Origin of the sequence: Shewanella woodyi ATCC 51908 (genome assembly GCF_000019525.1) — a bacterium.
GTDB lineage: Bacteria > Pseudomonadota > Gammaproteobacteria > Enterobacterales > Shewanellaceae > Shewanella > Shewanella woodyi.
This window is the reverse complement of the sequence record NC_010506.1, coordinates 2,155,749-2,182,565: the sequence shown is the minus strand read 5'-3', so window position 1 is coordinate 2,182,565 and position 26,817 is coordinate 2,155,749. Positions and strand designations below refer to the sequence as shown.

Below are 26,817 nucleotides of genomic sequence, written 5' to 3'. Positions count from 1 at the left end.
TCTTATTGTCAGTGTAAAAATTAATCGATTAATTCTGGAACTTCAGGTACTTCGCGACCTTGACTGGTATAGAAGTCCTCAACAAAGGCCTCTAATGTACCTGTCTCGATAGCACCGCGCAAACCTTCCATCAATCTTTGGTAATATCTAAGGTTGTGAATGGTGTTAAACGAGCACCTAAAATTTCGTTACAACGATCTAAGTGGTAAAGGTACGCCCGTGAATAGTTCTTACAGGTATAACAATCACACTTATCATCGAGTGTGGAAGTATCATCACGATGACGCGCATTGCGTATCTTAATAACACCTTCACTGGTAAACAGATGACCGTTGCGCGCATTTCGAGTTGGCATAACACAATCGAACATGTCTACACCACGTCTAACACCCTCAACTAAATCTTCTGGCTTACCGACCCCCATCAAGTATCTTGGCTTGTCAGCTGGGATTTGAGGACATACATGCTCAAGAATGCGATGCATATCTTCTTTAGGCTCACCCACTGCCAAACCACCAACGGCATAACCGTCGAAACCAATATTAACTAGCCCTTTTAGGCTCTCATCACGAAGATCTTCATATACGCCACCTTGGATAATACCAAAGAGCGAATTTGGATTTTCGAGTCGGTCAAACTCATCACGTGAACGTTGTGCCCATCGCAGTGACATCTGCATCGACTTACGTGCTTCATCTTCAGTCGCTGGGTAGGGCGTACACTCATCAAAAATCATCACGACATCACTGCCTAATGAGTTTTGGATCTGAATAGATTTCTCAGGATCAAGGAAGATCTTTTCACCATTAATCGGTGAACGGAAATGTACTCCCTCTTCAGTTATCTTTCGGATATCGCCTAAGCTAAACACCTGAAATCCGCCAGAATCGGTAAGAATTGGACGCTGCCAATTCATAAAGTCATGCAGGTCACCATGCTTACGCATGATCTCTTCACCAGGGCGAAGCCATAGGTGGAAAGTGTTACCAAGCAGAATATCAGCGCCCGTTTCACGCACCTCTTCCGGAGTCATCCCTTTTACTGTGCCGTAGGTGCCCACAGGCATAAATGCAGGTGTCTCTACTGTGCCACGATCAAACACCAAACGTCCGCGACGTGCGCGGCCATCGGTTGTATCTAATTCAAATTTCATTCTATATCCTCGCCAGAAAAACAGTCTGACTCATATAAGCTCGCCATAAATGCAGAGCCGAAGTAAACATTAGAAATAGGGGCAAACTATTGCAGATCAACCCTAAATCTAAATTGGGAGCTAAAAAAAACCCACCGCTTTAAGTGGGTGGGTATTTTAAACCAAATTTCGCTATTAGTTCGCTTTTTTAGTCACAAACATGGCATCACCATAGCTAAAGAAGCGGTATTTTTGAGCAATCGCGTGTTGATAGGCGTTTTTTACCTCATCGAAGCCAGCAAAAGCACTCAAAAGCATGATCAAGGTAGATTCAGGAAGATGGAAGTTGGTCACCATGGCATCCACCACTTTAAACTCATAACCGGGATAGATAAAAATATCAGTATCACGGCAAAAAGGCTGAAGCTCATCCTCACTTGCTTTCGCCGCGCTCTCTAGTGAACGAACCGATGTCGTCCCCACCGCGATCACTCGGCCACCATGAGCCTTAGTGTGCGCAATTTTATCGACAACTTCTTGAGAAACTTCCGCCCACTCTGAATGCATCTTATGATCAAGCACATCATCAACTTTCACAGGTTGGAAAGTCCCTGCGCCAACATGAAGCGTCACAAAGGCGGTATCAACCCCCTTCTCTTTCAATCTGTTTAACAGTGCATCATCGAAGTGTAGCCCCGCGGTTGGCGCGGCAACGGCGCCAGGCGCATCGTTATAAACCGTCTGGTAGCGTTCTTTATCCGCATCTTCATCGGGACGGTCAATATAGGGAGGCAGAGGCATATGACCTACTTTCTCAAGCACCTCAAGAATGGTCTTCTCATCATTAAGCTCTAGTTCAAACAGGGCATCATGACGCGCAAGCATGGTCATCTCATAACCACCATCGAGACACACTTTAGTGTTCACTTTGGGAGATTTAGAGCTTCTGACATGGGCAAGAATACGTTTATCGTCTAGCATACGCTCAACTAAGATCTCAAGCTTACCGCCTGTCTCCTTTTGTCCAAACAGTCGTGCTGGTATCACCCGGGTGTTATTAAACACCATTAAATCGCCAGGATTAACCATGTCCAAAATATCGGTAAACTGGTTATCACCAAGCTTGCCACTGTTACCTTCTAAAGAGAGTAGACGAGATGAAGTGCGCTCAGGCATGGGATAACGAGCAATAAGCTCATCGGGAAGTTCAAATGAAAAATCGGTAACGCGCATGGTTAGTCTCTGTTTTAAACATAAATCGGGCGCTAGTTTATTGGCAGAGGCTGACAAGATCAACAATCAGTGGTTGCTTTTATACCAATTAGTATAAGAAAGTAGTCAGCTCAGAGCTGTTTTAGGCAAACTAGTTCAAGGTGGATAACTGAAGTAATTGTGGCTCCCTTGGGAAGTTATTCAACGAAGAAGTAGGCAGCCTAAAACGCTCCTAAAAGGCGAGTTTTAGCGCTTCTGAATACTACGTCATCGAGCTTGAGCGTAGAGCAACTATGCCCTTCACTCGCTTCCTTGTCTCAAAAGCGCTAAGTTCTCGCTGAGTGACCACATCTTTATACTAAATGGTATTATTCTCTTCATCGCAGTGATCGCTCGATTCAATACTAAATTTCTCCTTTCTGCAGTGGTATAACTCGAAAGGGATATCAAACTCGACACGCTGACGTTGCTGTGACTCTTTTATGCCAATAAATTTTGAAAACCAGTTCCACATCATCCTTGATCCTTAAACCGATACTGAATTAGAAAGTTACTAAAAATAGACGCATATCCTTAAGATTAAGCTAAGTCGATAATTAAATCCGTGAAAGCCTATCTAAGCATCGGCGCGCATGATACCGTGAAATAAGCGTTTTCAACAAGAACATTACAACATCGTCATGAACTTTCTCGCACACCTTCATCTAGCCGATAACAGTAATACCAGCCTTGCGGCTAATTTAGCGGGAGACTTCGCTAAAGGAAATATTGCTGACTTTCCTAAACATCTGCAGCAGGGGATCTGGTTACACAGACAGATAGATCAATTAACCGATAGCCATGAAATTACCAAAGAGTTACTGACCAAATTTCCTGTCTCGCTTAGAAGAGCTGCACCGATATTAATCGACCTTGCCTTCGATCATATGTTAGCCAAGTATTGGGATGAGTATCATAGTGCTAGCTTAAAAGCCTTCTCAACTATTGCATATGATGCGATAGATGCCTGTGAGCAACTGCCCGAGCGCTTACAACTCATCGCACCTAAAATCCGCAGCGAAAACTGGCTATTAGCCTATAGAGATCGCAAAGGATTAAATAAAGCCATCGAATCGATGGCAAGACGGGTATCAAAACCTGAAATATTTAACGGGGCCACTAAGGCCGTTAGCGACTTAGATATTGAAATAGAGATAGCCTTTAGAACCTTTTATCCTCAGCTCATGGCTTACAGCCGGATCTGGACAAGAAAAACACCGAGTGAATACCTACACCTCGATTAAAAAGATGTATGACCTAAGCTCTCTAGCCCAGTCATACATCATTTTGAAGGTAAACTTTACTGACTGAACATCTTCTCAGGGTGAACAACGGTGCTTCTGTAGCCAGGCTCATGCTTAGTTAAAGTCTTAACCTTAATTTCAACCTTCACCTCATTAGTCTTAGGATCCACTTCAGTTATCCAGTGTTCAGGGGCTTTCTCACTCTCTAGCAGCCCTGCAGAAGCTGAGGCCATAAACATGGTTTGATGGTCTGCTTGCCACTGGGTTATCGATGTTATCGGACTATACCACTCATAACCTCGCTCTTTGCCGTACTCCCACACCTGTTGTACTGTCATCTTATCCATGTCGACTTTATACTCAACACCGCGAGAATATTTATCGGTAGCAAAAAATGGTTGCTTAAGCCCACGTCCATCACCGTTATCAAACACTGTCACAGTGCCGCGCTCAGGGACTGGCCATGCCGTATGTTGTGTCCAGCTCCAATCAAATTCGCCATCACAGCCCCCTTTATCACACCTAAGCTGCTCACCTTGGCTATCAACAGGGGTTAATACTTTAGCAGCCAAAGCATCGCTCCAACCTTCAGGTGTTCCCAAGATCCACTTAACCTCATCATCCCGTCCAACTTTCACCACAGCTGATTGATGTCGACTGCTGATGATAATGCTGTCATCACTTGCATCATAACCAATGGAGTTAATATGGATCCAATTACGGCCAGTTCCAACACCTGCTACATCGCCAAACGGCTCATTTGCCAGTTGTTCAGCACTTCTAGTCTTCCCAGCTTCTTTAACATCAACATTAAGGCACACAGCTCCCATATCCAGAGATTTAAGAACCGTATCTCGAAGCGGATCTAAGATTTTGTTGAAATCCCACACCTTAACCACATCGCCATTACTATCGACCTCAATCACATGGTCACGCACAGTATCAAGCTTAAGGCCCTCTTTTGTCAGATAATCTTTTTTCCCCACTCGTAATAACAGGTGTCCATTAGGCATCTCTGTTATCTCATGGGATAAACCGATAAAACCACGAGGTAAAGTACGCTTTAAGATGGGCTTACCAATAAAGTCATACTTTGCGTAATAAGCTGAGTTAAAACCTGCATATTGCTCAAACATCACTCCCTGACCAAATATCAATTTTCCATCTGATGTTTGCTTAAATGACATAGAGCCACCTGGACGGTCATAGATCACCCCAGCATTGAGATGCCAACGTACATCACCATTGGTATCTATGATATTTTGGGTAGGCAGCCAATCCCAGTGATCACGTACATTGGGCGGAATCACCTGTCCGTCAACCAGATAGAGCCGATTCTGAAATCCATCAGCAACTGTTACTGCTTCATACTCGTACTGACTACGCTCTTGTCCATCAATATGGATATGTGGCAATGCACTGGTTCTGATCCTATAGGTTTCGTTAACAAAAGCTCCATTGAGCTTATAACGAACATAGACTGTATTTAGCAGATCAGGGTAGAGCCCAAACACAGGTATCCCATCATGGGTATTAAGCTGGTTTTGACTGACTTGATATCGAATATCGACTCCCTTCTTGCCACTCCCTTTCACCTCAACTGACACATCAGATATCTGCTTACCACCTAAATCGATTAAGGCAACTAGAGGACTGAAATGATAGGGGTCAACATACACAAAGCCTAATTGACCTTGGGCAACAGCTGATGAAGAGGTACCAGGAAGATCCCCTCCAGCAATAACAGTATGTGAAACACTCGATAGCAAAGCGCCTGAAACAAGCAAAGTGCAGATAGCTAAAGGTTTTAAATTCATTAAATTTTCCGAGATGCTGGCAAAGTTGAGAAACTGGCTACAGCCAATGTATTAGCAGTTAAAAAGATAGGTGGAAAATACCAGCTCGATAATATCTATGCTTCAATCAAACTCACAAAATAGAGATTGAAATTTAAAAGCTGAAAATAAGTGTGATTAACCGCAATAATTCATCAGCTAATTCCCGATAAACAGTCGCACTTTTGGATATTAATCATATCGGTAATGGGTATAATACCCCCTCGCAACAGGAGAGCACATGCAGATATTCACTTACACCCCGCCGTCAATACCTTGGTTAGATATTCGTTATCAAGACAGAGATATGATTGTGATTAATAAACCTTCGGGGCTTCTTTCCAACCCAGGTAGAGCGGAAAACACTTTTGACTGTGCGCTGACTCGTTTGTTGCAACGCTATCCTGAAACCATTTTGGTTCATCGGCTCGACTGTGCAACCTCAGGCATTATGGTGTTTGCTCTCAATAAAAAAGCAGAGTCAAATATTAAAACGCAATTTCAAAATCGCCTAAGTAAGAAGACCTATATTGCAGAAGTTCAAGGGCATTTAGATAAAACTGAAGGGGTCATAGAGTTAGCTATGAAGGCCGATAGTGAACGTCCACCACTGCAAAAGATAGCTGAAGATGGGAAGCCCTCAAAAACCTATTATAAAGTACTTGAAAAAAGAGAAAACAGCACACTAGTTGAGTTAAACCCGGTTACCGGACGTACCCATCAGCTTAGGCTACATATGCTTGCAATAGGACATCCGATTTTAGGGGATGACTTTTATGGGGAGCAAGAGGTGATCGATGCATCACACAGATTGTGTTTGCATGCCATGACCTTGGCTATTACTCACCCCTATTCAGGAAAACTCATGAGCTTTACCAGTCTACACCCTTTTACAGCTTAGCCAACATTGTGTAGCTAGCGCGTAGAATAATAGCGCTAGCAATCACCCATTTAAGCTACTTTAGCGGTATAAAAACAGCTTGAAGAGTTACAAAACTGCAGAGTTTTTCCATCAGACAATAGAAAATACTCACCAAAAATATTCCCACCCACATCCTCTAGCTTAAGTCCCTCGGGTGTAGGTGTAGCCTCCATCTCATCTAAACTATGGCAGCCATCGTTATACCAAGTTTCAAGATAAATTTTACCATCTTCCCGATAGAGGGTTATCTTATCGCCGACAGAGTCTCTCTCATCTACCCAGCGACCGACAATGTCTCTTTTTTCTGCTTCTTTTGCCTGCCAACCCAAGCGCTGCCTTTTCTCAACAACTGACATTTTAATCACCTTAAGCAGTTCACTACTATCGACTTTAAATGTTTGATCTTGTATGACTGTAGTCACAGATGTCATTGTTATTTTACTCCGCTGATACCACAAATGTTAATTATTTGTAACATTTACAAGCTCTAGCACTTTTGCGCTTGTTTAATCTTAGCTTAATAAGTGTATAAAAACTGTATCCTAATTACAAAATAAAAACGCGATCTAAGTCACTTAATATGCAGCCACACTTTGAGAAATTGACTTTAATTAGCTAACCCATCGGATGAGTAAAAAATGCACTAACTGTAAGGCATAAATTTGATATAACTGTTGTCGAAAAATAATAATCATAAACAGAACAATATCGTTAAGCTTTATTTTTGATAATTGATTCTAAATTACAACAACTTGCTCCTACAGGAAGTCTATGAAAAACTTTAATCGCCGCGCTTTTTTAAAAGCTGCCGGGGCTACAACAGCGGGCCTTGTCACCAGTGGGTTAATCCTCCCAGCCTCCGCTCAGCCCCAAAAAATGCCACCTAAACCTAGTAATGGAAAAAGTGTCATGGGCTTGATATCGCCCAAATTAAGCACAGTCAGGGTAGGTTTTATCGGTGTTGGTCAACGTGGATATGGCCATGTAAAGCATTTTTGTCATCTTGAAGGTGTTGAAATTAAGGCTATCTGTGACACAGATCCAGCTGTATTAGACAGAGCAATAGACTTCGTTGTTGAGCAAGGTTTAGCTAAACCCAATGCCTATACAGGCAGTGAACATACCTATCGAGATATGTTACAGCGAGATGATATCGATATCGCCATTATCTCTACGCCCTGGCAATGGCATGCCCCCATGGCTATCGATACCATGGAAAATGACAAACACGCTTTCGTTGAAGTGCCGCTGGCCATGAGCGTCGAAGAGTGTTGGCAAATTGTCGATACAGCCGAGCGAACACAAAAGAACTGCATGATGATGGAGAACGTCAACTACGGCCGCGATGAGCTGATGGTGCTCAATATGGTTCGTCAAGGAGTATTTGGTGAGCTAATCCATGGTGAAGCGGCCTATATTCATGAACTACGCTGGCAGATGAAAGAGTTAGAGAGTAAAACAGGCTCATGGCGTACTCACTGGCATACCAAGCGCAACGGCAATCTATATCCTACCCATGGTCTAGGTCCTGTTTCACAATATATGAACATCAATCGTGGTGATCGTTTCGATTATCTCACCTCCATGAGCTCGCCCGCCCTTGGACGAGCCCTTTATGCCAAGCGGGAGTTCCCCGCAGATCACGAGCGTAACCAGCTGAACTATATTAATGGCGACATGAGCACCAGCTTAATTAAGACAGTAAAGGGGCGTACCATCATGGTACAACATGATACTACCACCCCAAGACCCTATAGCCGCCATAACCTGATCCAAGGTACTAATGGTGTCTTTGCAGGCTTTCCTAACAGAATTGCATTAGAGCAATCCCCCTTTGAGCGAGATGAAAAAGGTGGTGAAAGCTTCCATCGTTGGGACATGGACATGACCAGATGGTACGACAAATATGATCACCCTCTTTGGCAGCAGATGGGCAAAGAAGCTGAGCGAAATGGTGGCCATGGCGGTATGGACTTCTTGATGCTATGGCGAATGGTGTACTGCTTAAGAAATGCTGAGCCACTCGATCAAGACGTATATGATGGCGCAGCTTGGTCTGTAGTCAATATTCTCAGTGAGGAGTCGGTTAACAACAGAAGTAACTCTGTCACCTTCCCCGATTTTACCCGCGGTGCTTGGAAAACAGGTAAACCACTAGGAATAGTTGGCGCTTAATACCAAGTAATACCAATCGGTATAAGTATAACGGGATAAAAAAATGCCTAATACTCTTCAGTACTAGGCATTTTTATTCACACTAACGATAAAGTTTATGCGCCAGCATTCTCTTTTCTTTCAGCAGCTTCACATGCTGCAGCAGTAAAGATAACGTCAGTTGAACTGTTAAGGCCCGTTTCTGCCGAGTCTTGGATCACACCGATAATAAAGCCAACCGCAACCACTTGCATTGCAATATCATTGGAGATCCCAAATAAACTACAGGCCAATGGAATAAGCAAGAGCGAACCACCTGCCACACCCGACGCGCCACAAGCAGAAATACCTGCAACCACACTGAGCAAGATCGCAGTCAGAATATCAACTTGAACACCCATGGTATTGGCCGCAGCTAATGTCAGGATGGTAATCGTAATTGCTGCACCGCCCATATTAATCGTCGCACCTAACGGGATAGATACAGAATACGTATCTTCGTGTAGCTTAAGCTTTTCACACAAAGCCATATTCACTGGGATATTGGCGGCGCTAGAGCGAGTAAAGAAGGCTGTCACACCACTTTCACGAATACAAGTAAACACCAATGGGTATGGGTTACGGCGTATTTTAAAGTACACAATCGCAGGGTTGATGATCAACGCCATAATCGCCATTGCCCCAAGAAGAACAAGAAGCAGGTGCATATAGCCGGCAATAGCGCTAAAACCTGTACTTGCAAATGTTGATGATACTAAACCAAAAATACCAATCGGAGCTAAGCGAATAATGAAGCGCACCATTTGAGATACACCATGGCTCACATCAGCAAACACTTGCTTAGTTGAATCCGTTGCATGATGCAATGCCAAACCAAGACCCACACCCCAGGCTAAAATACCGATATAGTTACCCGTCATTAACGCATTAACAGGGTTATCAACTAATTTAAAAAGTAGGGTATGAATGACTTCACCGATCCCCTCTGGCGGGCTTGCCTGAGCCGCATCTAAGGTTAATGCGAGTGTGGTCGGAAATGCAAAACTCATCAAGACAGCGGTAACTGCGGCGGCGAAGGTACCAAAAAGATATAAAATCACAATAGGACGCATATTGGTCTTAGCGTTTTTCTTCTGATTTGCAATGGAAGCTGCAACTAAAATAAACACTAATATTGGTGCTATAGCCTTTAATGCACCAACAAACAACTGACCTAAAAATGCGACACTTTGAGCTGCGCTTTCAGAAAGTGTGGCAACAATAATGCCCGCGATAATCCCAACTAGGATCTGCAGCACTAAGCTGCCATTAGCCATTTTGGCTAAAAAAGATTGGTTTTGATTCATGAAGTGGCCTGTTACTTTTATATTTATGATGTTAACAGTCACACCCGCTTAGCGGGGCGATTACGCTAACTGAATAAGTTATTTTTCTTTAATCAGAAGTTGTAACCAAACTGGCCTCAGATGTCTAGTCATACATCACAAATTGGTGACAATATTACCTACACATAGCATTTGGGCATCATGGTACTAACTTTTGGCTTTACTCTCAGCACCACGAAGCATAGCGCTGATAAGCTCATGGGCATCAAACTTCTCCAACGCTTCATTGGCGCCAACTTGTTGAGCTTGACCAATACTTATCTCACTCGACAAAGAGGTGTGTAAAATAATATAAGCTTGCGCTAAGGCGGGGGTATTTTTTACCTCAAATGCCAATTCATAACCGTCTAGGCCTGGCATCTCAATGTCACTGACCAACATATCTATGGGCTCACGCTTTTCTGCAGCGTTCTGCATTATTGACAGTGCATCGTGTCCATCGGAGGTAACTTGGTAAGGGATGTTAATTCTATCGAGAGCATCGGATAACTGTTTACGAGCCACTTTCGAGTCATCGACTAACAGTATCCTTAAGGGCTTAAGTTTTTCTCGCTGTACGTCAGTTAAAATAGCGCGGCTGGTTTCAGGGCTTTCAGGGAAGACTTTAGAGAGCAATAGCTCAACATCGAGAAGTTGTACTAACCCCTCTTCAAAACGTGTCACTCCAGTTAAGTAAGCGTTAGGTCCTAAGTTATTAGGTGGAGATTCGATATCACGCCAATTACATTCAATGATCTTATCAATCCCACGAACTAAGAAGCCAATCACCATACGTTGGCAATCAGTAATAACGATATAGCTCTTAGCATACTCATCCTGTGACAGCCCTTGATAGCCCACAGCAGCAGCCATATCAATGACTGGGATGGTATTTCCCCGGATGGTGGCAGCACCTAAAATGGTTGGATGGGAATGAGGGATCGCATTCAGCGGAGTGTAGGGTACAAGCTCTCGCACTTTTAACGTTCCCACAGCAAACAGCTGCTTGTGGGATAATCTAAAAAGTAATAGCCCTTGTGACTGACTCGCCTTACTCTTCATCATTCTTCCAATTACTCATCACTGTATAATAGGAAGTATAACCTTAAAATAGTTAAAAATATCTCCATTTGAAAAAGAATACATGACTTGTATTAAGTTTTTGACTATATGAACAATTAGCCTAAAAAAACACCTCAAAATTTATCCTATTTTTTCAAAAAAACGATAAACAGAGGTGTTACATTTTAAAAATCTAGAGTCGATAAAACTTACAAGTTAACCAGGCTTAATCTTGCAGTGCATAGAGCACATCAAAAGCAAACTGATCCCAACCTTCAGCACTAAAAGCGATATCCCTAACAGCGCGAACTTGGCTCACTGCATGCAAAGGTGCTGCGCCATTCTCCATTAAATAGTAAGCCATTAAGAGCCCTGTTCTATCCTTTCCAGAGCGACAATGGATCAACACCGGCAAGTCTTTAGCTTCACAGTCCCTAATGAACGCTAATGCTTTAGGCAGTTGCTCAACACAAATACCTAAATCATCTTCTGTCGGAGGAATATTACTCGAAAACGGAATACAAGCATAAGCAAGCTCAGCCTGCTTAATCGCGGCTAAATCACAATCTTCACCACCATTGACTGAAAGTATCGCGCCAATACCAGCGGATTTAATCTCATTCAGATCCCACATATCCTTATTAGGCCCACTGCGTCCAGCAACTTTGTCTTCGACTAACCAAAATAGATGCTGCATTACTTCTACCTATTACAAAATAATTTATCGTTCAAAATATGTGGCCATTATCGACTAAAGATAATGAGTTGATTAACTCTTATACCCAAGCTACCTCAAGATGCTCGTTTCAGAGCCCCCGTAGGATAGCTGAACAAGGCAGTAATTGAGGATAATGGTTATTCCCTTGTTGATATCACTAACGCAATGCAGGGATTCTACGGGAACTCCCGAAGGGCATGGCGAGAAGCAACATTTCTCTGTGTTATGAAATATTGAATTAGAATAACTAGTCCTACTATTTCATGCCTTGAACTCTGTCACTTCTCGACATGCTGAATCCTGCATCTTGAAGTTGTTTGGGTATACTTAAGATTTCTTACCCCATAGTTCAGCATTGACTTTAGGTAGTTTTTTTCTTTTTTTCTTACCCATCCCCTCTGGTGCGGCCATAGGCTTAATCTCTCTTGATGGGCAATCTAATGGCGCTTCTTCATCCGCTTCAAAGCCGACAATCTGCTCACGAACCAACCTAATCTTGTTCTTCTTTTCTATTAACTTGAAATGCTGATATTCATCATGTGATATTAAAGACAGCGCTAATCCAGCTTCACCAGCTCGACCACTACGCCCTATGCGGTGCATGTAATCAGATGGGCTTCTTGGCAATTCATAATTGATAACAACGGGAAGCTTTTCAATGTCGATACCACGGGCTGCAATATCAGTAGCAATCAATACGCTTATCTCGCCACTTTTAAATCCATCTAACACTCGTGTTCTACTGCCTTGAGATTTATCACTATGGAAAACTTGTGCGCTAACCCCCGCTTTCGCCAGTTTTTGCTCCAGACGATTACAGGTATTCTTGGCACTGGCAAACACCAATACCTGACGCCAGTTTCGCTCGTTAATCAGATGAGCTAAAAGAGCGGTTTTACGGTTTTTATTAACGGTATAAACCTGCTGCACTAAGGTGCTCTCCTCCGTGCTTTCTAAATGAAGCTCAACAGGTGAATTAAGCAGACTATCAGTCAGCTCTTTTACTTCTTCAGGAAAAGTTGCAGAAAAGAGTAAGGTTTGCTTGCGTTTAGGCAGGAGAGCTAAAACTTTCTCTAACTCTTCAGCAAAGCCTAAACTTAACATACGATCTGCTTCATCCAGCACCAGATGGGAAGCTTGAGATAGTTTAATGGCATTGCTCGACAGCAAATCTAACAAACGACCAGGGGTTGCAACAAGCACATCTGCGCCCCCACGAAGCGCTAACATCTGAGTGTTAACTGAAACCCCACCAAATACAGCTTCAACTTTCAATTTTGGGGTTAAACCTTGAGCATAACTTTTAAAACTTGCCGCGACCTGCTTAGCTAACTCTCGAGTAGGAACAAGTACTAGCGCCCTTACCATGTTGCCTTTAGCAACAGGTTTATCGCCAACATGTAGATGCTGTAAAATCGGTAAAGCAAAAGCAGCCGTTTTACCTGAACCTGTATTTGCACCGCCAAGAAGATCTTTCCCCTCTAATAGATGAGGGATGCTTTGAGACTGGATCTGTGTAGGAGTTAAATACTCAAGTTCAGCGATCCGTTGAAGAAGTTCAGGAATTAAACCTAATTCGTCAAAGCGTGCAATGTTTGTGGTTTCACAAGGAAGTGAGTGGGCCATAGATTCAGGGGGCTACCATTAAAAAAATATGGGGCGTATTCTACGCTAGTTGCGGCCCCCTTGCGAGGTTTTGCTGATATGTTCAGCCAACCTAAGCCCCATTATGAGTGCTTTCATACTTCAGTCAGCACTCAATAGCACAACTGCTAACTTAAGACCCACTACTTTCGCCTTCTAGGCTTAACAGTTGCTGTTTCATATTCAAGCCGTAAGCATACCCTGTTAACTTGCCATTTTTGCCAATCACACGATGGCAAGGCACGATAATCGCAATGGGGTTAGCTCCATTGGCAGCACCAACCGCCCTCACCGCCTTTGGCCTTTTGATCTTCTCAGCTATATCGCCATAACTGCAGGTACGGCCGTAGCCCAGCTCGGTCAAGGCTTGCCATACTTGAGCTTGAAACTCTGTTCCTTTCGGCGCCAAAGAGACATTAAACTCCTGACGAGTCCCTGAAAAGTACTCCTGCAATTCAACTTCAAGTTGAGAAAGATGCTGCAAAGCCGACTCAAATCGCTCGCCTCCATCCTCCTTGAGTAACTCAACCCCCTCTTTGGCTACTCCAAGGTGACTAATGCCTAATGAGTTTGCCTTTATGTGTAACACGCCAACAGGACTCTTAACCAACCTATCTGCTATTGGAGTAAGTAAGTGCTTGTCCGCCATGTACCTTACCTGTGAACCTGATACTTGAACCTCATGCTTTTGCGCTTTTTTCATTATTCTAAATTCCATAATTGAAAAGTTAAGTAACTCCCCCAAGGAGAGATACTTTGCTCTAATTGCTGCGTGATCGTTTTGTAAGAAATATCTAGATTTGCCTTTAAATCTGTCTCAGAGCTCTGCAACGCCTCATATCGCTTAAGCACCCTTTTCTTAACGATAAGATCTGAACAGAGTAAAATATTAGGATCGCTTAGACCTCTCATTTTCGCATAGGCCACTGTCCATGGTCCTATTCCTTTGATATTAAGCCAGTCATCCACAGGTGCGTCAGGGTGTTGACTAACAAACGTCCCAAAAGCATTAAGGGCTGCTTTTCTGGCGCCCGGCATTTTTAACTCATCTAAACTTGCGTTCGCTATTGCTAGAGGAGTTGGAAATAGAAGAATCTCTCTTCCTGAAATAGTAAGCCGCTCGCCGTTTGCCTCTACTAATCGATTTAGCAATTTAGTGGCCTGAACCACACTCACCTGCTGACCCAGAATCGCCCTACAGCCGGCTTCAAATGCAGACCAGGTACCAGGCAACCTTAGGCCATCTACAATCGAGTTTTTAATAATTCCAATCGAAGAGAGACTCGTTTGGATTTGAAACATATCAGCGTCGAGATCCAATACTCGCTTTATTTGCGCGACCACCTCACTCAATACCGGTAAAGCTTGGGGATCGACTAGATGAATAATGACATTAAATCTATGCTTCACTTCATCATGCTTAGCCTCAAAAAAACCTTTCACATCTCCAAGTTGAAAGCTGCGACTGTAGCCTTCTAAGTCAGCTTCCCACTCCATCCCTTCGACCATTCTTAACCGATAAAAATCCAGCTGCTTTTGCCAATTAAGCGGTGGTCGATAGGAGAACTGCATAGATAATCGTATTTCACTCCCTTCATGGCTCAATTCGCTTTGGCGCGAGCCGCGGCTTTTACGCAGGGCGGAAGGGGTTAAAGCTAATGTTTGCTGAAAAACTTCATTAAAGCGTCTGATACTAGTAAATCCAGCTGCCAGTCCAACTTGTGTCATCGACAGATCTGTCTGATGTAACAGTTGTTTAGCAAACATCAATTGGCGAAACTGTGCATATTTGTTTGGAGATGTCCCCACCTTGTCGGCAAAGAGTTTTCTTAAGTATCGGCTGGTGATCCCTAGCTTCTGCGCCAATGATTCTAATGAACCAGGGCTATCACCAAAAAGAAAGCCGTCATCGATTAATGATAAAGCACGTTCAACCGTCGTATCAGTGCCTTTCCATGCAAAGGAGCCTGGTGCACTGTCAGGCCTGCAACGTAAACAAGGCCTAAGCCCTGCATTGGCAGCCTCTATGGCCGTAGAAAAGTAGCGAACATTCTTCTCCTTTGGCGGTGTTGCCGGGCAAATTGAGCGGCAAAAGATCCCTGTCGTTAGTACGCCAATAAAAAAAACACCATCAAAACGAGGATCTCTCGCCAACCTTGCTCTTCGACAAGACTCATTCGTCAATACTCCCTCGGCTTCAGAACACATGATCACAACACCTTACCCATACAATAATTGAGTTCAGGTATCACTTTACTCACTTTAATCTTGTTGAACTAGCGGAAAACGGAACTGAATTTAAAATAAATAATAACCACAAAAACACAACCGTTTACTATATGCTAACAAATCGTCCACCTATCGCAGAAATACAACACCAATTGAGGATCTAGATGTTCAAACGATTTGAATCATGGATTGATGCCCTGCCCGCCAAAGAGGCTGAACAACCACCAACAGGGATATATGCTTTTTGCCGCTTTTACACGAAAGGGTTTGAGCTTCCACTTATTTTAATGTCGATATTAACGGCAATATTGGCGGTACTTGAGGTCTCTCTATTTGGGTTTATGGGGCAACTTGTTGACCTGTTAATTGCTCACGACCCCGACACTCTATTTGAAAAAGAGGGTAAAAAACTGCTCGGTATGACACTGCTAATATTAGTTGTCATTCCAGCACTCGTATTACTTCATGCACTGATTGTGTATCAAGGTTTGCTAGGCAACTATCCAATGTCTATCAGGTGGTTAGCTCATAGATACTTGCTCAAACAGAGTGTCTCTTTTTATCAAAATGATTTTGCCGGACGTATCGCAACTAAGGTAATGCAGACCTCAATTGCGGTGCGAGATACTGTAACCAAAATCTTAGATGTGCTGGTCTATATCTTAGTCTACTTCATCTCAATGCTTGTCATGATTGCAAATGCAGATCCCCGCCTGATGGCACCTATGTTTATCTGGCTATGTGTCTATATTGGAATACAATTTCTTTTCATTCCTAAGCTTAAAGCCGCCTCAACAGCCCAAGCTGATGCACGTTCTACCATGACAGGAAGAGTCGTTGACAGCTATACCAACATTGCTACCGTCAAACTCTTTGCTCATACCCAAAAAGAGGCTGAATATGCGCAAGGAAGTATGGAAAGCTTTCTTCATACCGTCTACCGCCAGATGCGATTAGTAACGGGCATTAATGTCAGCGTGCAGATCATCAACTACCTGCTTGTTTTTGCGATCGCAGCAATATCAATATACCTATGGAGCCACCACGCTATAACAATTGGCGCCATCACCATAGCGGTCAGTCTTTCACTCAGACTTAATGGCATGTCTCAATGGATCATGTGGGAGATAAGCTCACTGTTTGAAAATATTGGTACTGTCGCTGATGGGGTCAATACATTATCAAAACCCACAGAGATCCAAGATATAGAAAATGCCGAGAAGCTTAAGGTATCACATGGGGCTATCGACTTTAGACAGATAAGTTTTCACTACGGCGAAGATAGCGGCGTCATCGAAAAACTGGATCTCAACATTAAACCTGGAGAAAAAGTAGGTTTAGTTGGCCGCTCTGGCGCAGGGAAATCAACCTTAGTGAACCTGCTAATGCGCTTTTATGATGTAGAAAAAGGGACAATTGAGATTGATGGGCAAGACATTAAGCAGGTACAACAAGACTCACTGCGTGCCAATATAGGTATGGTAACTCAGGATACCTCCCTACTTCACCGCTCAATTCGTGACAATATTCTCTATGGAAATCCAGAGGCTAGCGATGAGGCTCTACAAAGTGCCATCACAAACTCTCAATCATATGACTTTATCCAATCACTAAGCGATCCTGAAGGAAACCAAGGACTCGATGCGCAGGTGGGTGAACGAGGCGTTAAGCTCTCTGGCGGACAGCGCCAGCGTATTGCAATTGCACGGGTTCTTTTAAAGAATGCCCCTATTTTGTTACTCGATGAAGCCACATCAGCGCTGGATTCTGAAGTCGAAGCCGCCATTCAGGAAAGTTTATACAAACTAATGGAGGGAAAAACAGTAATAGCCATAGCACATAGGCTTTCTACTATCGCAGCGATGGATAGGTTAATCGTGTTGGATCAAGGAAATATCGTTGAACAAGGTACCCACTTAGAGTTAATTGCCTCAGGTGGGATCTATGCTCAGCTTTGGGCTCATCAAACTGGTGGTTTCCTAGGTATAGATTAATTATCCAACCTTATCAGCCCACAACAGTCATGGTATGAATATCTGCCAACTACAGTATTTTCAAAGTGAAATACCCTAGTTGGCAGTAGCTCAAGCAATAACAAGGTTTACTAACACATTAGGTATCTAGTTTACGCATCACAATGACATCTCCCTCATGCTCGAAACTTGCGCCAACTAAAGTTTTATCAACCAATGATTGCCAGCAATATACCCGCTGCAACCGCAGAACCGAGTACACCAGCAACATTTGGCCCCATGGCATGCATTAATAGGAAATTATGTGGATTGGCCTCTAATCCAACTCTATTGGCAACCCGCGCCGCCATAGGTACCGCCGACACACCAGCAGCACCGATCAATGGGTTGATTGGCGAGCGAGAAAAACGCCCCATCAACTTCGCCATCATTACCCCTGACGCTGTACCTATACTGAAAGCGATAGCGCCAAGGGCAAGGATCCCTAAAGTTTCAAGATTAAGAAATTTTTCAGCCGATAGCTTTGAGCCAACGGCCAGTCCAAGAAAAATGGTCACAATATTAATCAATTCATTTTGTGCAGTGCTACTAAGACGATCGACGACACCTGACTCTCGCATTATATTTCCAAGACAGAACATCCCAACCAATGGCGTGGCTGCAGGTAAAAACATCACCGTTAGAGCAAGCACCATTAATGGGAAGATTATTTTTTCTATCTTTGACACATCCCGCATCTGTTCCATCACAATTGAACGTTCTTCATGAGTCGTCAACGCTTTCATTATTGGTGGTTGGATTAAGGGCACTAATGCCATGTAAGAATAAGCTGCAACCGCAATAGCACCTAATAAATCTGGTGCCAGTCGCGAGGCCAGAAAAATGGCTGTAGGACCATCTGCTCCGCCAATAATGGCGATAGCTGCAGCATCACTTAAGCTAAATTCAAATCCCGGTACCATATTTAAGGCTATCGCACCGAACAAGGTCGAAAATATCCCAAACTGGGCTGCTGCGCCTAAAAGCAACACTTTGGGATTGGCAATTAGCGCACCAAAATCAGTCAACGCACCAACGCCCATGAAAATAATCAACGGAAATACGCCGGTTTCAATTCCGATATGATAGATATACCAAAGAAGTCCGCCTTCTTCAGTAAACCCAGCCATTGGAATATTAGCCAAAATCGCGCCAAAACCAATGGGCAATAATAGTAATGGCTCATAACGCTTACTTATTGCTAGATACAATAATAACCCGCCAATAAACATCATGATAAGCTGACCAATCTGAAAGTTATATAATCCAGTGTCGTGCCATAGTGTAAGTAATCCTTCCATTACAACCTCTACCCTATTGCCATCAATATATCGCCAACGGTAACGCTGTCACCCTCTTTGATTTGAACCTGACTTACTACACCACTGTTAAGAGCACAAACTTCAACTTCCATTTTCATTGCTTCAATAATGATGACGACATCATTAGTAGCTACATGTTGCCCAGGCTTAACCAGCACTTTGAAGATGTTACCCGCCAGTGGCGCAGCCAATGGTGTTCCAGCAGCTGAAGCAACGGGTGCAGTAGTTGGGGGAACCATCGTAGGTGTTGAGTCAACAACAGGGTCGATATTACTAATTGCTCCACCGGATGAGACTTCAACTTGATAAGTCACCCCATTCACACGAACACTATAATTCTCTGAAACTGCCATAGCTTGACTAGCTGGAGTAGTGGTAGTAACAGTATCATTAGCAACTGCGAGCTTAGCAGCAACAGGGTTATTGCGACATTCTAAGAATTTAAGTCCAATTTGAGGAAATAGAGCATAAGTAAGTACATCCTCTTCGATTGGATCTGATAACGAAAAATGTTTATCTCTAGCAATCTGTTCCAATTCGCTCTTTACCACTTCAAATTCATTATCGATCAGATCCGCAGGACGACAGATGATTTCATCATTGCCATCTAAAACAAGTGCGAGGAGCTCTGCATTCTTAGTTCCTGCCGTCGAACCATATTCACCTTTTAGCACTCCCACCGTTTCTTTGGTTATGGTCTTGTAACGTTCACCAGTTAGTACATTCAAAACCGCCTGAGTAGCAACAATCTGCCATGACGAGCCAACTAAAGGGAGAGAACCTAAATCTTGACGTACCTTAGGGATCTCTTGTAAAACTTCACTCATCATGTGTCTAGCACTATGTTCTTTAAGCTGATTATCAATATCAGTTAACATATATTCTGGTAATTTTGACATTAAAATCCGCACGTCTGTTACACAGCTAGAGCCTTCACATTGTTTATATTTCTGGCTCACTTCACCTAAGTAATTCACAACCTCGTCAAGTAGCTCAAGCTCTAAACTAGTCTCATATTCGGTGCCCTGAGTCATTGCAACAACGGTTTCAGTTGCAGCGCAACCACGATCATTGCCCATTGAAAAACTGGAAGCATTAATTATATCGACTCCAGCTTCTATCACTTTTTGATAAACTGCAGTAGATAAGCCTTCCGTGGCCTGACAATCAATTGAAATGGGTAAGTTAACTGTTTTTTTAAGGCCTAAAACTAACTCATAAGCATCAAACGGATTTAGCAAAGCACCTACATCTTTAATAACTATTGAGTGGCAGCCCATCTCTTCTAAACCTTTAGCCATATCGAGCCATAACTGAAGGTTATGAGCTGGACTACTGGTATAACAGATTGTTCCTTGAGCATGGCCACCTATCTTAACGACAGATTCAACAGCCACTTTTAAATTTCGAACATCATTCATCTCATCAACAAGAGTAAATATGTCAATACCGCAGCGGTGTGCGTGCTCAACAAACTTAATCACAACATCATCGGCATAATGGCGATAACCAAGTAATTTTTGGCCAGATAACGACATTTGTTGACGAGTATTAGGCATCGCTTTTTTAAGCTCACGAATTCGATGCCAAGGATCTTCTCCTAAATAGCGAATACATGAATCAAACGTTGCCTCACTCCATGTTTCTAATGACCAAAATCCAATTTGATCTAACTTCTCAGCGATGGGTAATAACTCTTCTAAACTAAAATGAGTCGTTAATGGTAATTGGTTGATATCCCTTAAAACAACGTCAGTAAGAGCAAGACGCTTAGACATGATAATTCCTTAGTTATATTTATTGTGTGGTATACCACGAGATTTCCGATACTGAAAAATAGCTGTAGCAATTGCCGTAATAACTTCCGTATTATTATTCGTTGTTGCCTTAGGTTCATCTAAAGCAGCTTCATAATTGACCGAATAAAAATACGAAACTGAATTTACTGCTAAAATTAATATTCCAAGAAAAGTAAATACACAGAACATCCCTAGAAACATAATATTTAACGCAGTGAAAATTGCCTGATAAACATCCATAAAACACCTAAAAGAATAATAACGAATTTTAAAATAATGGGCAGCCAAAATAAAAATAACCCACAATTATTTATACTAATTAAAATTAAAACTACATAAACTTAATGTATAAAAGTATCCAGCTGAATATTTAAAATAAACTGTAATACTTCAATCAAAGAAAAATCTATTGAAGATACACCTCCTACCCTGTTCATGTTGTAGGTCAATCAATTTAAAAGTGATGGTGTCCCCAGATCTCTTTTGCGCTAACAAGTTACAATCTAAAGCACTAACACAGCCTATCTTGGGATATCCACCAATCGTTTGCCTATCACGAAGTAATACAATTGGCTGTCCGTCTTGAGGGATTTGCACCGCCCCCATAGAGATCCCTTCAGAAATAATGCCATTACCGTCATACGAAATAGGCTCTCCCTTTAAACGGTAACCCATCCGGTCAATTTGATTAGATATTTCATATGTAGAACTAAAGAAAATATTAATTTGATGCTTAGAAAAACCATCGAATTGATACGATGGTATGACCCCGAGCTCAATTGTCGCTGAGTAGTCAGGAATAAAATGAGAAGAAACAGAACGAAAATATTGATTTGTGTAAGGTGAGTACTTTAGCTTATCACCAGCCTCAAGCTTCACCCCATTTCGTTCAATACCACCAATCCCTTCCCTAACCACAGTTGCAGAACTGCCGAGGTGAGGCTCTACGTGGAATCCACCTTTTACGGCAAGATATGATCGCAAGCCAGTATTAGGTTGATTAAACATAATTGTATCGCCAACTGAAATATTATAGGTTCTCCAAGGTTTTACCGCTTTCTTATTTATATAAGCACCTAAATCTGCACCTGTTATCGCAATCACAGTAGGCTTAGTCGCAAGCAATACTAGTCCACCAAACGTAACTTCAATCTGAGTCGCATTAGCAACATTATCTAATAGTTTATTTGCCCATAAAAAAGCATGTTCATCCATCGGCCCCCCAGAAGTAACACCAATGTGTTGATACCCGTAACGCCCATAATCTTGTAATAGCGACAACATACCGCATTTAATTATGTCAAAACTCATAAAACACCTCCCATTTTCAGATATTCAATCCTATTAATGGGAACAAACTTGACTCGGTTACCAACACTCAAAGGGGTAAGGTTTTCACTGTTAAAGTCAATTAACTCTATCGGAGTTCTAGCTAAAACATGCCAACCTCCTGGAGATTCGGTTGGATATATTGCCGTCTGAGATTCAGCAATAGCGATACTTCCTTTAGGTACTTTAGTTCTTGGAGTCTTTTTTCTTGGTAATGAAATGCCTTTATCAACATTCCCCATATACGCGAAACCGGGAGCGAACCCAATTGCGTATACTTGATATATAACCTGACTGTGGCACTGAATGACCTCATTTATAGAGAGTCCAGACTCTTCAGCAACATTATTAAGATCCAAGCCAACTTCAGTGTCATAATAACTTGGAATTTCAATAACTAAGCCACTGTCAATGGTTACTATATTTCTCTGGCAACTCAACATATTCTGTATATCTGTTCTAATGGAGAGTATATTGAAGCGGCTTATATCAAAGCTTAAATGCAATGAACAATATGATGGTATATAGTCAATCACAATCGAAGATAATTCTTCCAAAATGATGTTACATGCCTGTGATACCAAAGCGCCATTCTCTGGTGTTATCTCATCTCCAAAATAGATAATAAGTGAAGATTCATTTATTATTTTAATATCCACACTCATAGCCCTGCACGGTGAAATTTATCTAGCGCTAAAAAGGAGCTTTCATTATCACCATGTAAGCAGATTGTATCCATTTTCATATCAATAATTTCGCCAGAAATACTGACCACTTGACGGTTTTCTTTCATATTCTTAATATTTAAAAATATTTCATCACTGTCATGCTTAACAGCATTTGGGATATCTCTTCCTGCTAAATTGTTGTGATCCACATAAGAACGATCTGCAAATGCTTCAAAAATCAATTTAACGCCTAAGCTAGATGCCATATCGATATGTTTACAGTATTCAGTCGATGCTTGTACCATTAATGACAGTTCAAAAGGTAAACTGGAAAGAGTTTGTAAAATACATTTCATGACATCCTCATTTTTCATCATTGAATGGTATAAAGCTCCATGTGGCTTTACATAAGATACCTTGGTACCTGAACTGCTGCACATTGCATGCAGTGCCCCAATTTGATAAAGCAGAATACTTCTTAGCTCTAATAAATCACAAGAATATGGTCTACGCCCAAATCCAATAAGATCGGGGTAACCTGGGTGTGCACCAATCTCAACATTATTTTCAATAGCCAGTTTAACCGTATTTTCCATTATTTGAGGATCGCCTGCATGAAAACCACATGCTATATTAGCCTGGTCAATCAGAGGCATAACTAGCTCATCTTGACCTTTACACCAAGAACCAAAGCTTTCACCTAAGTCACAATTAATTTTCATTTTAATTCAACTCTCTGTCACCAATAAAAACGAACTAGTCAATAGATTATTAACATGAAACTTGGATAACAATTAACTAGTTCAATACTATTTTAGTTTAAACCACCCTGTGAAATTTAATTATAAATAAGCTCAGGAAGCCACATTACCATTTCAGGAATAAATACTATCAATACAATCATAGCTAACATCGCCATGAAAAAAGGAATCACACCTAACATAACATCGGATATATCACCTCGCTCTCGAACACCTTGAACCACATATAAGTTCAACCCAATTGGCGGCGATATTAGTGCAGTTTCCAACAACACCATCAACAATATTCCAAACCATATAGGATCATATCCCATACCAATAACTATCGGTGCCATTATTGGTACGGTTGTTATCATCATTGACAATGTTTCCATAAAGCAACCAAGCACTAAGTAGAAAATAATAATAGCTAAAATTGTTTGGGTAGGGCTCCACTCTAATTCAACTATAATTCTATTGATTTCATCAGTTAAACCTATTCCGGCCAATACAAAATTAAGAAAGTAAGCACAAATAATAATGAGCAGAACCATAGATGACGTTTTTACAGTTCCCTCAAGCGCTAACTTTAGCATTGAGAAACTTAGCTTCCCCTGTTTAAAAGCTATCCCCAATGAACCCACAACGCCTAGTGCAGCAGCCTCTGTCGGTGTAGCAAAGCCACCATATATTGCACCAACCACGATAATGAATATAAATAATGGTGGTAACAAGGATGGTAGACTTGATAATTTTCCTGACCATGAATAATGTAAAGACTCTCCTCCAAGTGATTTTTTACAACTACATAGAACAATGATTAATAAAGTAAACAATCCAGCTAACACAATGCCAGGTATAATGCCTGCCATATATAGCTTAGGTACTGATGTATCAGTTAATACGCCATAAATAATCATATTGATAGACGGTGGTATCAATATTCCTAATGTACCTCCTGCGGCTAAAGTACCTAAAAACAGGGATTCATTATATTTTTGTTTTTTTATTTGTGGCAAAGCAACTGTTCCTACAGTTGCGGCAGTAGCAACACTTGAGCCTGATGTCGCAGCAAATAATGCACAGGCACCTATATTCGAATGTAGTAAGCCACCAGGTAACCAAGAGATCCATTTTACCAGACCATCATACATACGTTCTGCGGTTCCAGAACGAAGCATTATTTCTCCTAAAAGGATAAACAAAGGAATTGCTAGTAATAAAAAGTCAGTACTTGATGACCAAGCTATTTCACCAACAGCCTTATATAAAGGTAATGATGAGTACTTTGAATCTAATGAGAATGCCAATATACCAAGTGATGAAGCAATAGGTATACTTAGGGCCAACAACACTAACAAAACTATTAAAGTAAAAGCTAACATAACTACACCTTTCTCGGTTTATCAAGATCAAGATTTTCTGCCATAATTTCATCTTCAACAGTCCGTACACCGCATAGGGTGTTAACTTTGACATCATCTCCTGAAAAAATAGCAATAAGGCTTCGTATCAATAACAATGAAATTGTTGTTTCAAATAATACAAAACCCATTAACCATAGGAACTGTGGAATAATTAATGGTGTTCCTAATGGAGTATTAGCTCTTGATGAAAACTCCCAGGTATCTAACGTGGTCAGCCCTGCATAGTAAACAAGTAGAATACCTATTAAGCCTAAAGATATCAGCGACATTACATTCACAAATGAAGCATAACGGGGAGTCAACATTTGATAAACTGCATCAATGCGTACATTAACACGTTTAATAACGTTGTATGCTAAAGCCCAGGTAATACTAATACCTAATGCATATCCTGACAGTTCATCCGCACCGCCTATCGAAACATTGAATAATTTACGAAGAACAACTTCAGAAAATATAAGGAACACAGAAAAAAGTATCAACACACCTCCCCCAATCGCCATCCACTGAGATATAGCCTCTACTCTAACAATCATAGAGTCTAATAATCTAGTAATGGGATTAAGGTTATTTTTATTAGTATCAAGATTCATTTAATAACATCTCTTATAATTATATTATTTAAAGATTGCGCAAGCTAAGACAATCAATTATATCCTCTAATGTAACTTTCAGTTTCACTATCATCGACAAGTACAATTGAAAGATTTGTTTTCAAAACACTTAGCTTATCACCTCCGTTTTTCTCTATTTTTTTTGCTAAATTTTCACGTTGGTCATTAAAGCAAAGTAAATAATCACAATCATTTAATTCTTGTGTATTAACCATTTTACCACCTCAAATATAACTTATTACCTTACCTAACGTTATTTAGTATCTATGTCTTTCCCTATTGCTTTACCAATCGTTTCATTCCATTTATTTGTACAAGGTTTACCACAACGTTCTGCCCATAACGGTAAAACATGATCACTTAAAATATTATCCAATAACATACTTTCACCCTCGGTATACTCGACTAATATTAGACTTGCAGGTTCACCAGATTGGCATTTACCATGACCAGTATTACAGGCAATTCCTTGTTCAGTTTCCAGTGCTGCGCCTTTCCATATGTCACTTTCTAGGCCATTAATCTCTTGTTCAATATAATCCTTTGTCGCTTTCGGTAACTTATTCCAAGCTTTATTACTCACAGCGTGCATAACATTGGCCCAACCTAATGGTAAGGTATATAAATGGGTTGTTACCTCATGCCACTTTGCGTTATAGCCAGACATTGAGCCCGTAATAGCACAATCAACTACCCCCTTCTGTAAACTCTGTACCACTTCACCAAACGACATCGTTACACCGACCCCTCCCAATGCACCAACAAACTCAGCAAGGGTTCTATTTGATGTACGAATTTTTTTGCCTTTTAAATCCAAAAGTCCTGTTATTGGTACATTACAAAACAGAACCTGAGCTGAATACGGCCATAGTCCCAGTAGCTTAATATCGTATGTTTTATTGTATAACTCGCTAAGCTCAGTCTTATATGCATCGGAAACTATCTTTGCAGTCTCTATATTGGGGCTTAATCCAGCTAAATCTATCGCTTCATTTTTGGGGTTGTCTGCAGCCAAATAACCTAGCACTGTAGAACCAAAATCTATAACACCACTCTTCATCAACCTGACAACTTCACTTCCCTTTAATCCCATCTCATTAAAACCTTTTACATCAGCAATGACGGCACCATTACTATTCTCTGTAATCGTTTCATCCCAAAAAGGGCGCTCAAATTGCTTATACTGAGACAACATACTCCAAGTTCCAACAACCGAAACATTAACATTGTCAATTTGAACATTGCTCGGCGCCTTGTTATTGTCACTAGCAAATATAGCGTTGGTATTGAGTAACAACATACTTGTAAAAAAAATCTTAGATAATACATTCATGATTTCACCTTTATTTTG

The 26,817-nt window shown here is 41.5% G+C and carries 24 protein-coding genes and 1 pseudogene; 4 read left to right on the top strand and 21 right to left on the bottom strand.

The window, feature by feature from the left end; translation table 11 throughout:
- Positions 1-20: 20 nt before the first annotated feature.
- From tgt to SWOO_RS25910, 3 genes and pseudogenes are all read right to left on the bottom strand, one after another.
- Positions 21-1,153 (bottom strand): annotated as a pseudogene (gene tgt / locus SWOO_RS09025) (tRNA guanosine(34) transglycosylase Tgt).
- A gap of 174 nt (positions 1,154-1,327) precedes the next feature.
- The gene (queA, locus tag SWOO_RS09020) at positions 1,328-2,365 is read right to left on the bottom strand and encodes a tRNA preQ1(34) S-adenosylmethionine ribosyltransferase-isomerase QueA (protein ID WP_012324386.1); all 1,038 of its coding nucleotides are present in this window, start codon (positions 2,363-2,365) and stop codon (positions 1,328-1,330) included.
- 337 nt (positions 2,366-2,702) lie between these two features.
- Positions 2,703-2,861, bottom strand: a complete 159-nt coding sequence (locus tag SWOO_RS25910) for a hypothetical protein (protein WP_012324385.1) — start codon at positions 2,859-2,861, stop codon at positions 2,703-2,705.
- Positions 2,862-3,024: 163 nt separating this feature from the next.
- Between SWOO_RS25910 and SWOO_RS09015 the strand changes: the two genes are divergently transcribed.
- Positions 3,025-3,627 carry an acyl carrier protein phosphodiesterase gene (locus SWOO_RS09015; protein WP_012324384.1) on the top strand — a complete coding sequence of 201 codons (603 nt, stop codon included), beginning with the start codon at positions 3,025-3,027 and terminating at the stop codon, positions 3,625-3,627.
- 56 nt (positions 3,628-3,683) lie between these two features.
- Here the strand turns inward: SWOO_RS09015 and SWOO_RS09010 are convergent, their stop codons facing one another.
- Positions 3,684-5,444 (bottom strand): aryl-sulfate sulfotransferase, encoded by a 1,761-nt coding sequence (locus SWOO_RS09010; protein WP_012324383.1) that lies wholly within the window; start codon positions 5,442-5,444, stop codon positions 3,684-3,686.
- A gap of 259 nt (positions 5,445-5,703) precedes the next feature.
- On the opposite strand from SWOO_RS09010, the gene SWOO_RS09005 reads away from it, so the two are divergent.
- The gene (locus SWOO_RS09005; RefSeq protein ID WP_012324382.1) at positions 5,704-6,363 is read left to right on the top strand and encodes an RluA family pseudouridine synthase; all 660 of its coding nucleotides are present in this window, start codon (positions 5,704-5,706) and stop codon (positions 6,361-6,363) included.
- A gap of 50 nt (positions 6,364-6,413) precedes the next feature.
- On the opposite strand, the gene SWOO_RS09000 is transcribed toward SWOO_RS09005, so the two are convergent.
- Positions 6,414-6,815 (bottom strand): hypothetical protein, encoded by a 402-nt coding sequence (locus SWOO_RS09000; protein WP_012324381.1) that lies wholly within the window; start codon positions 6,813-6,815, stop codon positions 6,414-6,416.
- A gap of 340 nt (positions 6,816-7,155) precedes the next feature.
- Between SWOO_RS09000 and SWOO_RS08995 the strand changes: the two genes are divergently transcribed.
- The gene (locus SWOO_RS08995; RefSeq protein WP_012324380.1) at positions 7,156-8,559 is read left to right on the top strand and encodes a Gfo/Idh/MocA family oxidoreductase; all 1,404 of its coding nucleotides are present in this window, start codon (positions 7,156-7,158) and stop codon (positions 8,557-8,559) included.
- A 95-nt stretch (positions 8,560-8,654) separates the two neighbouring features.
- On the opposite strand, the gene sstT is transcribed toward SWOO_RS08995, so the two are convergent.
- The 6 genes from sstT to SWOO_RS08965 form a co-directional block, all read right to left on the bottom strand.
- Positions 8,655-9,884, bottom strand: a complete 1,230-nt coding sequence (gene sstT, locus SWOO_RS08990) for a serine/threonine transporter SstT (RefSeq protein WP_012324379.1) — start codon at positions 9,882-9,884, stop codon at positions 8,655-8,657.
- A gap of 186 nt (positions 9,885-10,070) precedes the next feature.
- A complete protein-coding gene (locus tag SWOO_RS08985) occupies positions 10,071-10,964 on the bottom strand; it encodes a chemotaxis protein CheV (RefSeq protein ID WP_041417563.1) in 894 nt (297 codons plus the stop codon).
- Positions 10,965-11,190: 226 nt separating this feature from the next.
- On the bottom strand, positions 11,191-11,661 hold the full coding sequence (locus SWOO_RS08980) for a phosphatase domain-containing protein (protein WP_012324377.1): 471 nt from the start codon (positions 11,659-11,661) through the stop codon (positions 11,191-11,193).
- Between the two features lie 348 nt (positions 11,662-12,009).
- A complete protein-coding gene (locus SWOO_RS08975) occupies positions 12,010-13,308 on the bottom strand; it encodes a DEAD/DEAH box helicase (RefSeq protein ID WP_012324376.1) in 1,299 nt (432 codons plus the stop codon).
- A 151-nt stretch (positions 13,309-13,459) separates the two neighbouring features.
- Entirely contained in the window at positions 13,460-13,975 is a 516-nt protein-coding gene (locus SWOO_RS08970) for a methylated-DNA--[protein]-cysteine S-methyltransferase (protein ID WP_157582007.1), read from the bottom strand.
- Positions 13,976-14,028: 53 nt separating this feature from the next.
- The gene (locus tag SWOO_RS08965) at positions 14,029-15,534 is read right to left on the bottom strand and encodes a DNA-3-methyladenine glycosylase 2 family protein (RefSeq protein ID WP_012324374.1); all 1,506 of its coding nucleotides are present in this window, start codon (positions 15,532-15,534) and stop codon (positions 14,029-14,031) included.
- Positions 15,535-15,719: 185 nt separating this feature from the next.
- Here SWOO_RS08965 and SWOO_RS08960 point away from each other — a divergent pair, with 185 nt between their 5' ends.
- The gene (locus SWOO_RS08960; protein ID WP_012324373.1) at positions 15,720-17,549 is read left to right on the top strand and encodes an ABC transporter ATP-binding protein; all 1,830 of its coding nucleotides are present in this window, start codon (positions 15,720-15,722) and stop codon (positions 17,547-17,549) included.
- A 188-nt stretch (positions 17,550-17,737) separates the two neighbouring features.
- Here the strand turns inward: SWOO_RS08960 and SWOO_RS08955 are convergent, their stop codons facing one another.
- The 10 genes from SWOO_RS08955 to dctP all read right to left on the bottom strand — a co-directional run bounded on the left by SWOO_RS08955 (position 17,738) and on the right by dctP (position 26,799).
- The gene (locus SWOO_RS08955; protein WP_012324372.1) at positions 17,738-18,868 is read right to left on the bottom strand and encodes a sodium ion-translocating decarboxylase subunit beta; all 1,131 of its coding nucleotides are present in this window, start codon (positions 18,866-18,868) and stop codon (positions 17,738-17,740) included.
- Positions 18,869-18,876: 8 nt separating this feature from the next.
- The gene (locus SWOO_RS08950) at positions 18,877-20,667 is read right to left on the bottom strand and encodes a pyruvate carboxylase subunit B (protein WP_012324371.1); all 1,791 of its coding nucleotides are present in this window, start codon (positions 20,665-20,667) and stop codon (positions 18,877-18,879) included.
- Positions 20,668-20,676: 9 nt separating this feature from the next.
- Entirely contained in the window at positions 20,677-20,928 is a 252-nt protein-coding gene (locus tag SWOO_RS08945) for an OadG family transporter subunit (RefSeq protein ID WP_012324370.1), read from the bottom strand.
- Between the two features lie 150 nt (positions 20,929-21,078).
- Positions 21,079-21,999 carry a 5-oxoprolinase subunit C family protein gene (locus SWOO_RS08940; RefSeq protein WP_012324369.1) on the bottom strand — a complete coding sequence of 307 codons (921 nt, stop codon included), beginning with the start codon at positions 21,997-21,999 and terminating at the stop codon, positions 21,079-21,081.
- Positions 21,996-22,676: a 5-oxoprolinase subunit B family protein gene (locus SWOO_RS08935; protein WP_012324368.1), complete on the bottom strand. Its 681-nt coding sequence runs from the start codon at positions 22,674-22,676 to the stop codon at positions 21,996-21,998. Before SWOO_RS08935 ends, SWOO_RS08940 begins: the two co-directional genes overlap by 4 nt.
- Positions 22,677-22,678: 2 nt before the next feature.
- Complete coding sequence (locus tag SWOO_RS08930) at positions 22,679-23,407, bottom strand: 5-oxoprolinase subunit PxpA (RefSeq protein WP_012324367.1); 729 nt, start codon at positions 23,405-23,407, stop codon at positions 22,679-22,681.
- A 116-nt stretch (positions 23,408-23,523) separates the two neighbouring features.
- Positions 23,524-24,810: a TRAP transporter large permease gene (locus tag SWOO_RS08925; RefSeq protein WP_012324366.1), complete on the bottom strand. Its 1,287-nt coding sequence runs from the start codon at positions 24,808-24,810 to the stop codon at positions 23,524-23,526.
- Positions 24,811-24,812: 2 nt separating this feature from the next.
- Positions 24,813-25,445 (bottom strand): TRAP transporter small permease subunit, encoded by a 633-nt coding sequence (locus SWOO_RS08920; protein ID WP_012324365.1) that lies wholly within the window; start codon positions 25,443-25,445, stop codon positions 24,813-24,815.
- Positions 25,446-25,498: 53 nt separating this feature from the next.
- The gene (locus SWOO_RS08915; RefSeq protein WP_012324364.1) at positions 25,499-25,681 is read right to left on the bottom strand and encodes a hypothetical protein; all 183 of its coding nucleotides are present in this window, start codon (positions 25,679-25,681) and stop codon (positions 25,499-25,501) included.
- A 38-nt stretch (positions 25,682-25,719) separates the two neighbouring features.
- Positions 25,720-26,799: a TRAP transporter substrate-binding protein DctP gene (dctP, locus tag SWOO_RS08910; RefSeq protein ID WP_012324363.1), complete on the bottom strand. Its 1,080-nt coding sequence runs from the start codon at positions 26,797-26,799 to the stop codon at positions 25,720-25,722.
- Positions 26,800-26,817 lie beyond the last annotated feature (18 nt).

What these genes read in the sequence shown, in the direction of transcription:
- SWOO_RS08970 (WP_157582007.1), bottom strand. Translation starts at nt 13,975, where the DNA reads ATGGCGGACAAGCACTTACTTACTCCAATAGCAGATAGGTTGGTTAAG.
- SWOO_RS08950 (WP_012324371.1), bottom strand. Translation starts at nt 20,667, where the DNA reads ATGTCTAAGCGTCTTGCTCTTACTGACGTTGTTTTAAGGGATATCAAC.
- SWOO_RS08995 (WP_012324380.1), top strand. Translation starts at nt 7,156, where the DNA reads ATGAAAAACTTTAATCGCCGCGCTTTTTTAAAAGCTGCCGGGGCTACA.
- SWOO_RS08980 (WP_012324377.1), bottom strand. Translation starts at nt 11,661, where the DNA reads ATGCAGCATCTATTTTGGTTAGTCGAAGACAAAGTTGCTGGACGCAGT.
- SWOO_RS08930 (WP_012324367.1), bottom strand. Translation starts at nt 23,407, where the DNA reads ATGAAAATTAATTGTGACTTAGGTGAAAGCTTTGGTTCTTGGTGTAAA.
- dctP (WP_012324363.1), bottom strand. Translation starts at nt 26,799, where the DNA reads ATGAATGTATTATCTAAGATTTTTTTTACAAGTATGTTGTTACTCAAT.
- SWOO_RS08940 (WP_012324369.1), bottom strand. Translation starts at nt 21,999, where the DNA reads ATGAGTTTTGACATAATTAAATGCGGTATGTTGTCGCTATTACAAGAT.
- SWOO_RS09010 (WP_012324383.1), bottom strand. Translation starts at nt 5,444, where the DNA reads ATGAATTTAAAACCTTTAGCTATCTGCACTTTGCTTGTTTCAGGCGCT.
- SWOO_RS08920 (WP_012324365.1), bottom strand. Translation starts at nt 25,445, where the DNA reads ATGAATCTTGATACTAATAAAAATAACCTTAATCCCATTACTAGATTA.
- sstT (WP_012324379.1), bottom strand. Translation starts at nt 9,884, where the DNA reads ATGAATCAAAACCAATCTTTTTTAGCCAAAATGGCTAATGGCAGCTTA.
- SWOO_RS08925 (WP_012324366.1), bottom strand. Translation starts at nt 24,810, where the DNA reads ATGTTAGCTTTTACTTTAATAGTTTTGTTAGTGTTGTTGGCCCTAAGT.
- SWOO_RS08985 (WP_041417563.1), bottom strand. Translation starts at nt 10,964, where the DNA reads ATGAAGAGTAAGGCGAGTCAGTCACAAGGGCTATTACTTTTTAGATTA.
- SWOO_RS08960 (WP_012324373.1), top strand. Translation starts at nt 15,720, where the DNA reads ATGTTCAAACGATTTGAATCATGGATTGATGCCCTGCCCGCCAAAGAG.
- SWOO_RS09000 (WP_012324381.1), bottom strand. Translation starts at nt 6,815, where the DNA reads ATGACATCTGTGACTACAGTCATACAAGATCAAACATTTAAAGTCGAT.
- SWOO_RS09015 (WP_012324384.1), top strand. Translation starts at nt 3,025, where the DNA reads ATGAACTTTCTCGCACACCTTCATCTAGCCGATAACAGTAATACCAGC.
- SWOO_RS08965 (WP_012324374.1), bottom strand. Translation starts at nt 15,534, where the DNA reads ATGTGTTCTGAAGCCGAGGGAGTATTGACGAATGAGTCTTGTCGAAGA.
- SWOO_RS08975 (WP_012324376.1), bottom strand. Translation starts at nt 13,308, where the DNA reads ATGGCCCACTCACTTCCTTGTGAAACCACAAACATTGCACGCTTTGAC.
- SWOO_RS08945 (WP_012324370.1), bottom strand. Translation starts at nt 20,928, where the DNA reads ATGGATGTTTATCAGGCAATTTTCACTGCGTTAAATATTATGTTTCTA.
- SWOO_RS08955 (WP_012324372.1), bottom strand. Translation starts at nt 18,868, where the DNA reads ATGGAAGGATTACTTACACTATGGCACGACACTGGATTATATAACTTT.
- SWOO_RS25910 (WP_012324385.1), bottom strand. Translation starts at nt 2,861, where the DNA reads ATGATGTGGAACTGGTTTTCAAAATTTATTGGCATAAAAGAGTCACAG.
- SWOO_RS08915 (WP_012324364.1), bottom strand. Translation starts at nt 25,681, where the DNA reads ATGGTTAATACACAAGAATTAAATGATTGTGATTATTTACTTTGCTTT.
- queA (WP_012324386.1), bottom strand. Translation starts at nt 2,365, where the DNA reads ATGCGCGTTACCGATTTTTCATTTGAACTTCCCGATGAGCTTATTGCT.
- SWOO_RS09005 (WP_012324382.1), top strand. Translation starts at nt 5,704, where the DNA reads ATGCAGATATTCACTTACACCCCGCCGTCAATACCTTGGTTAGATATT.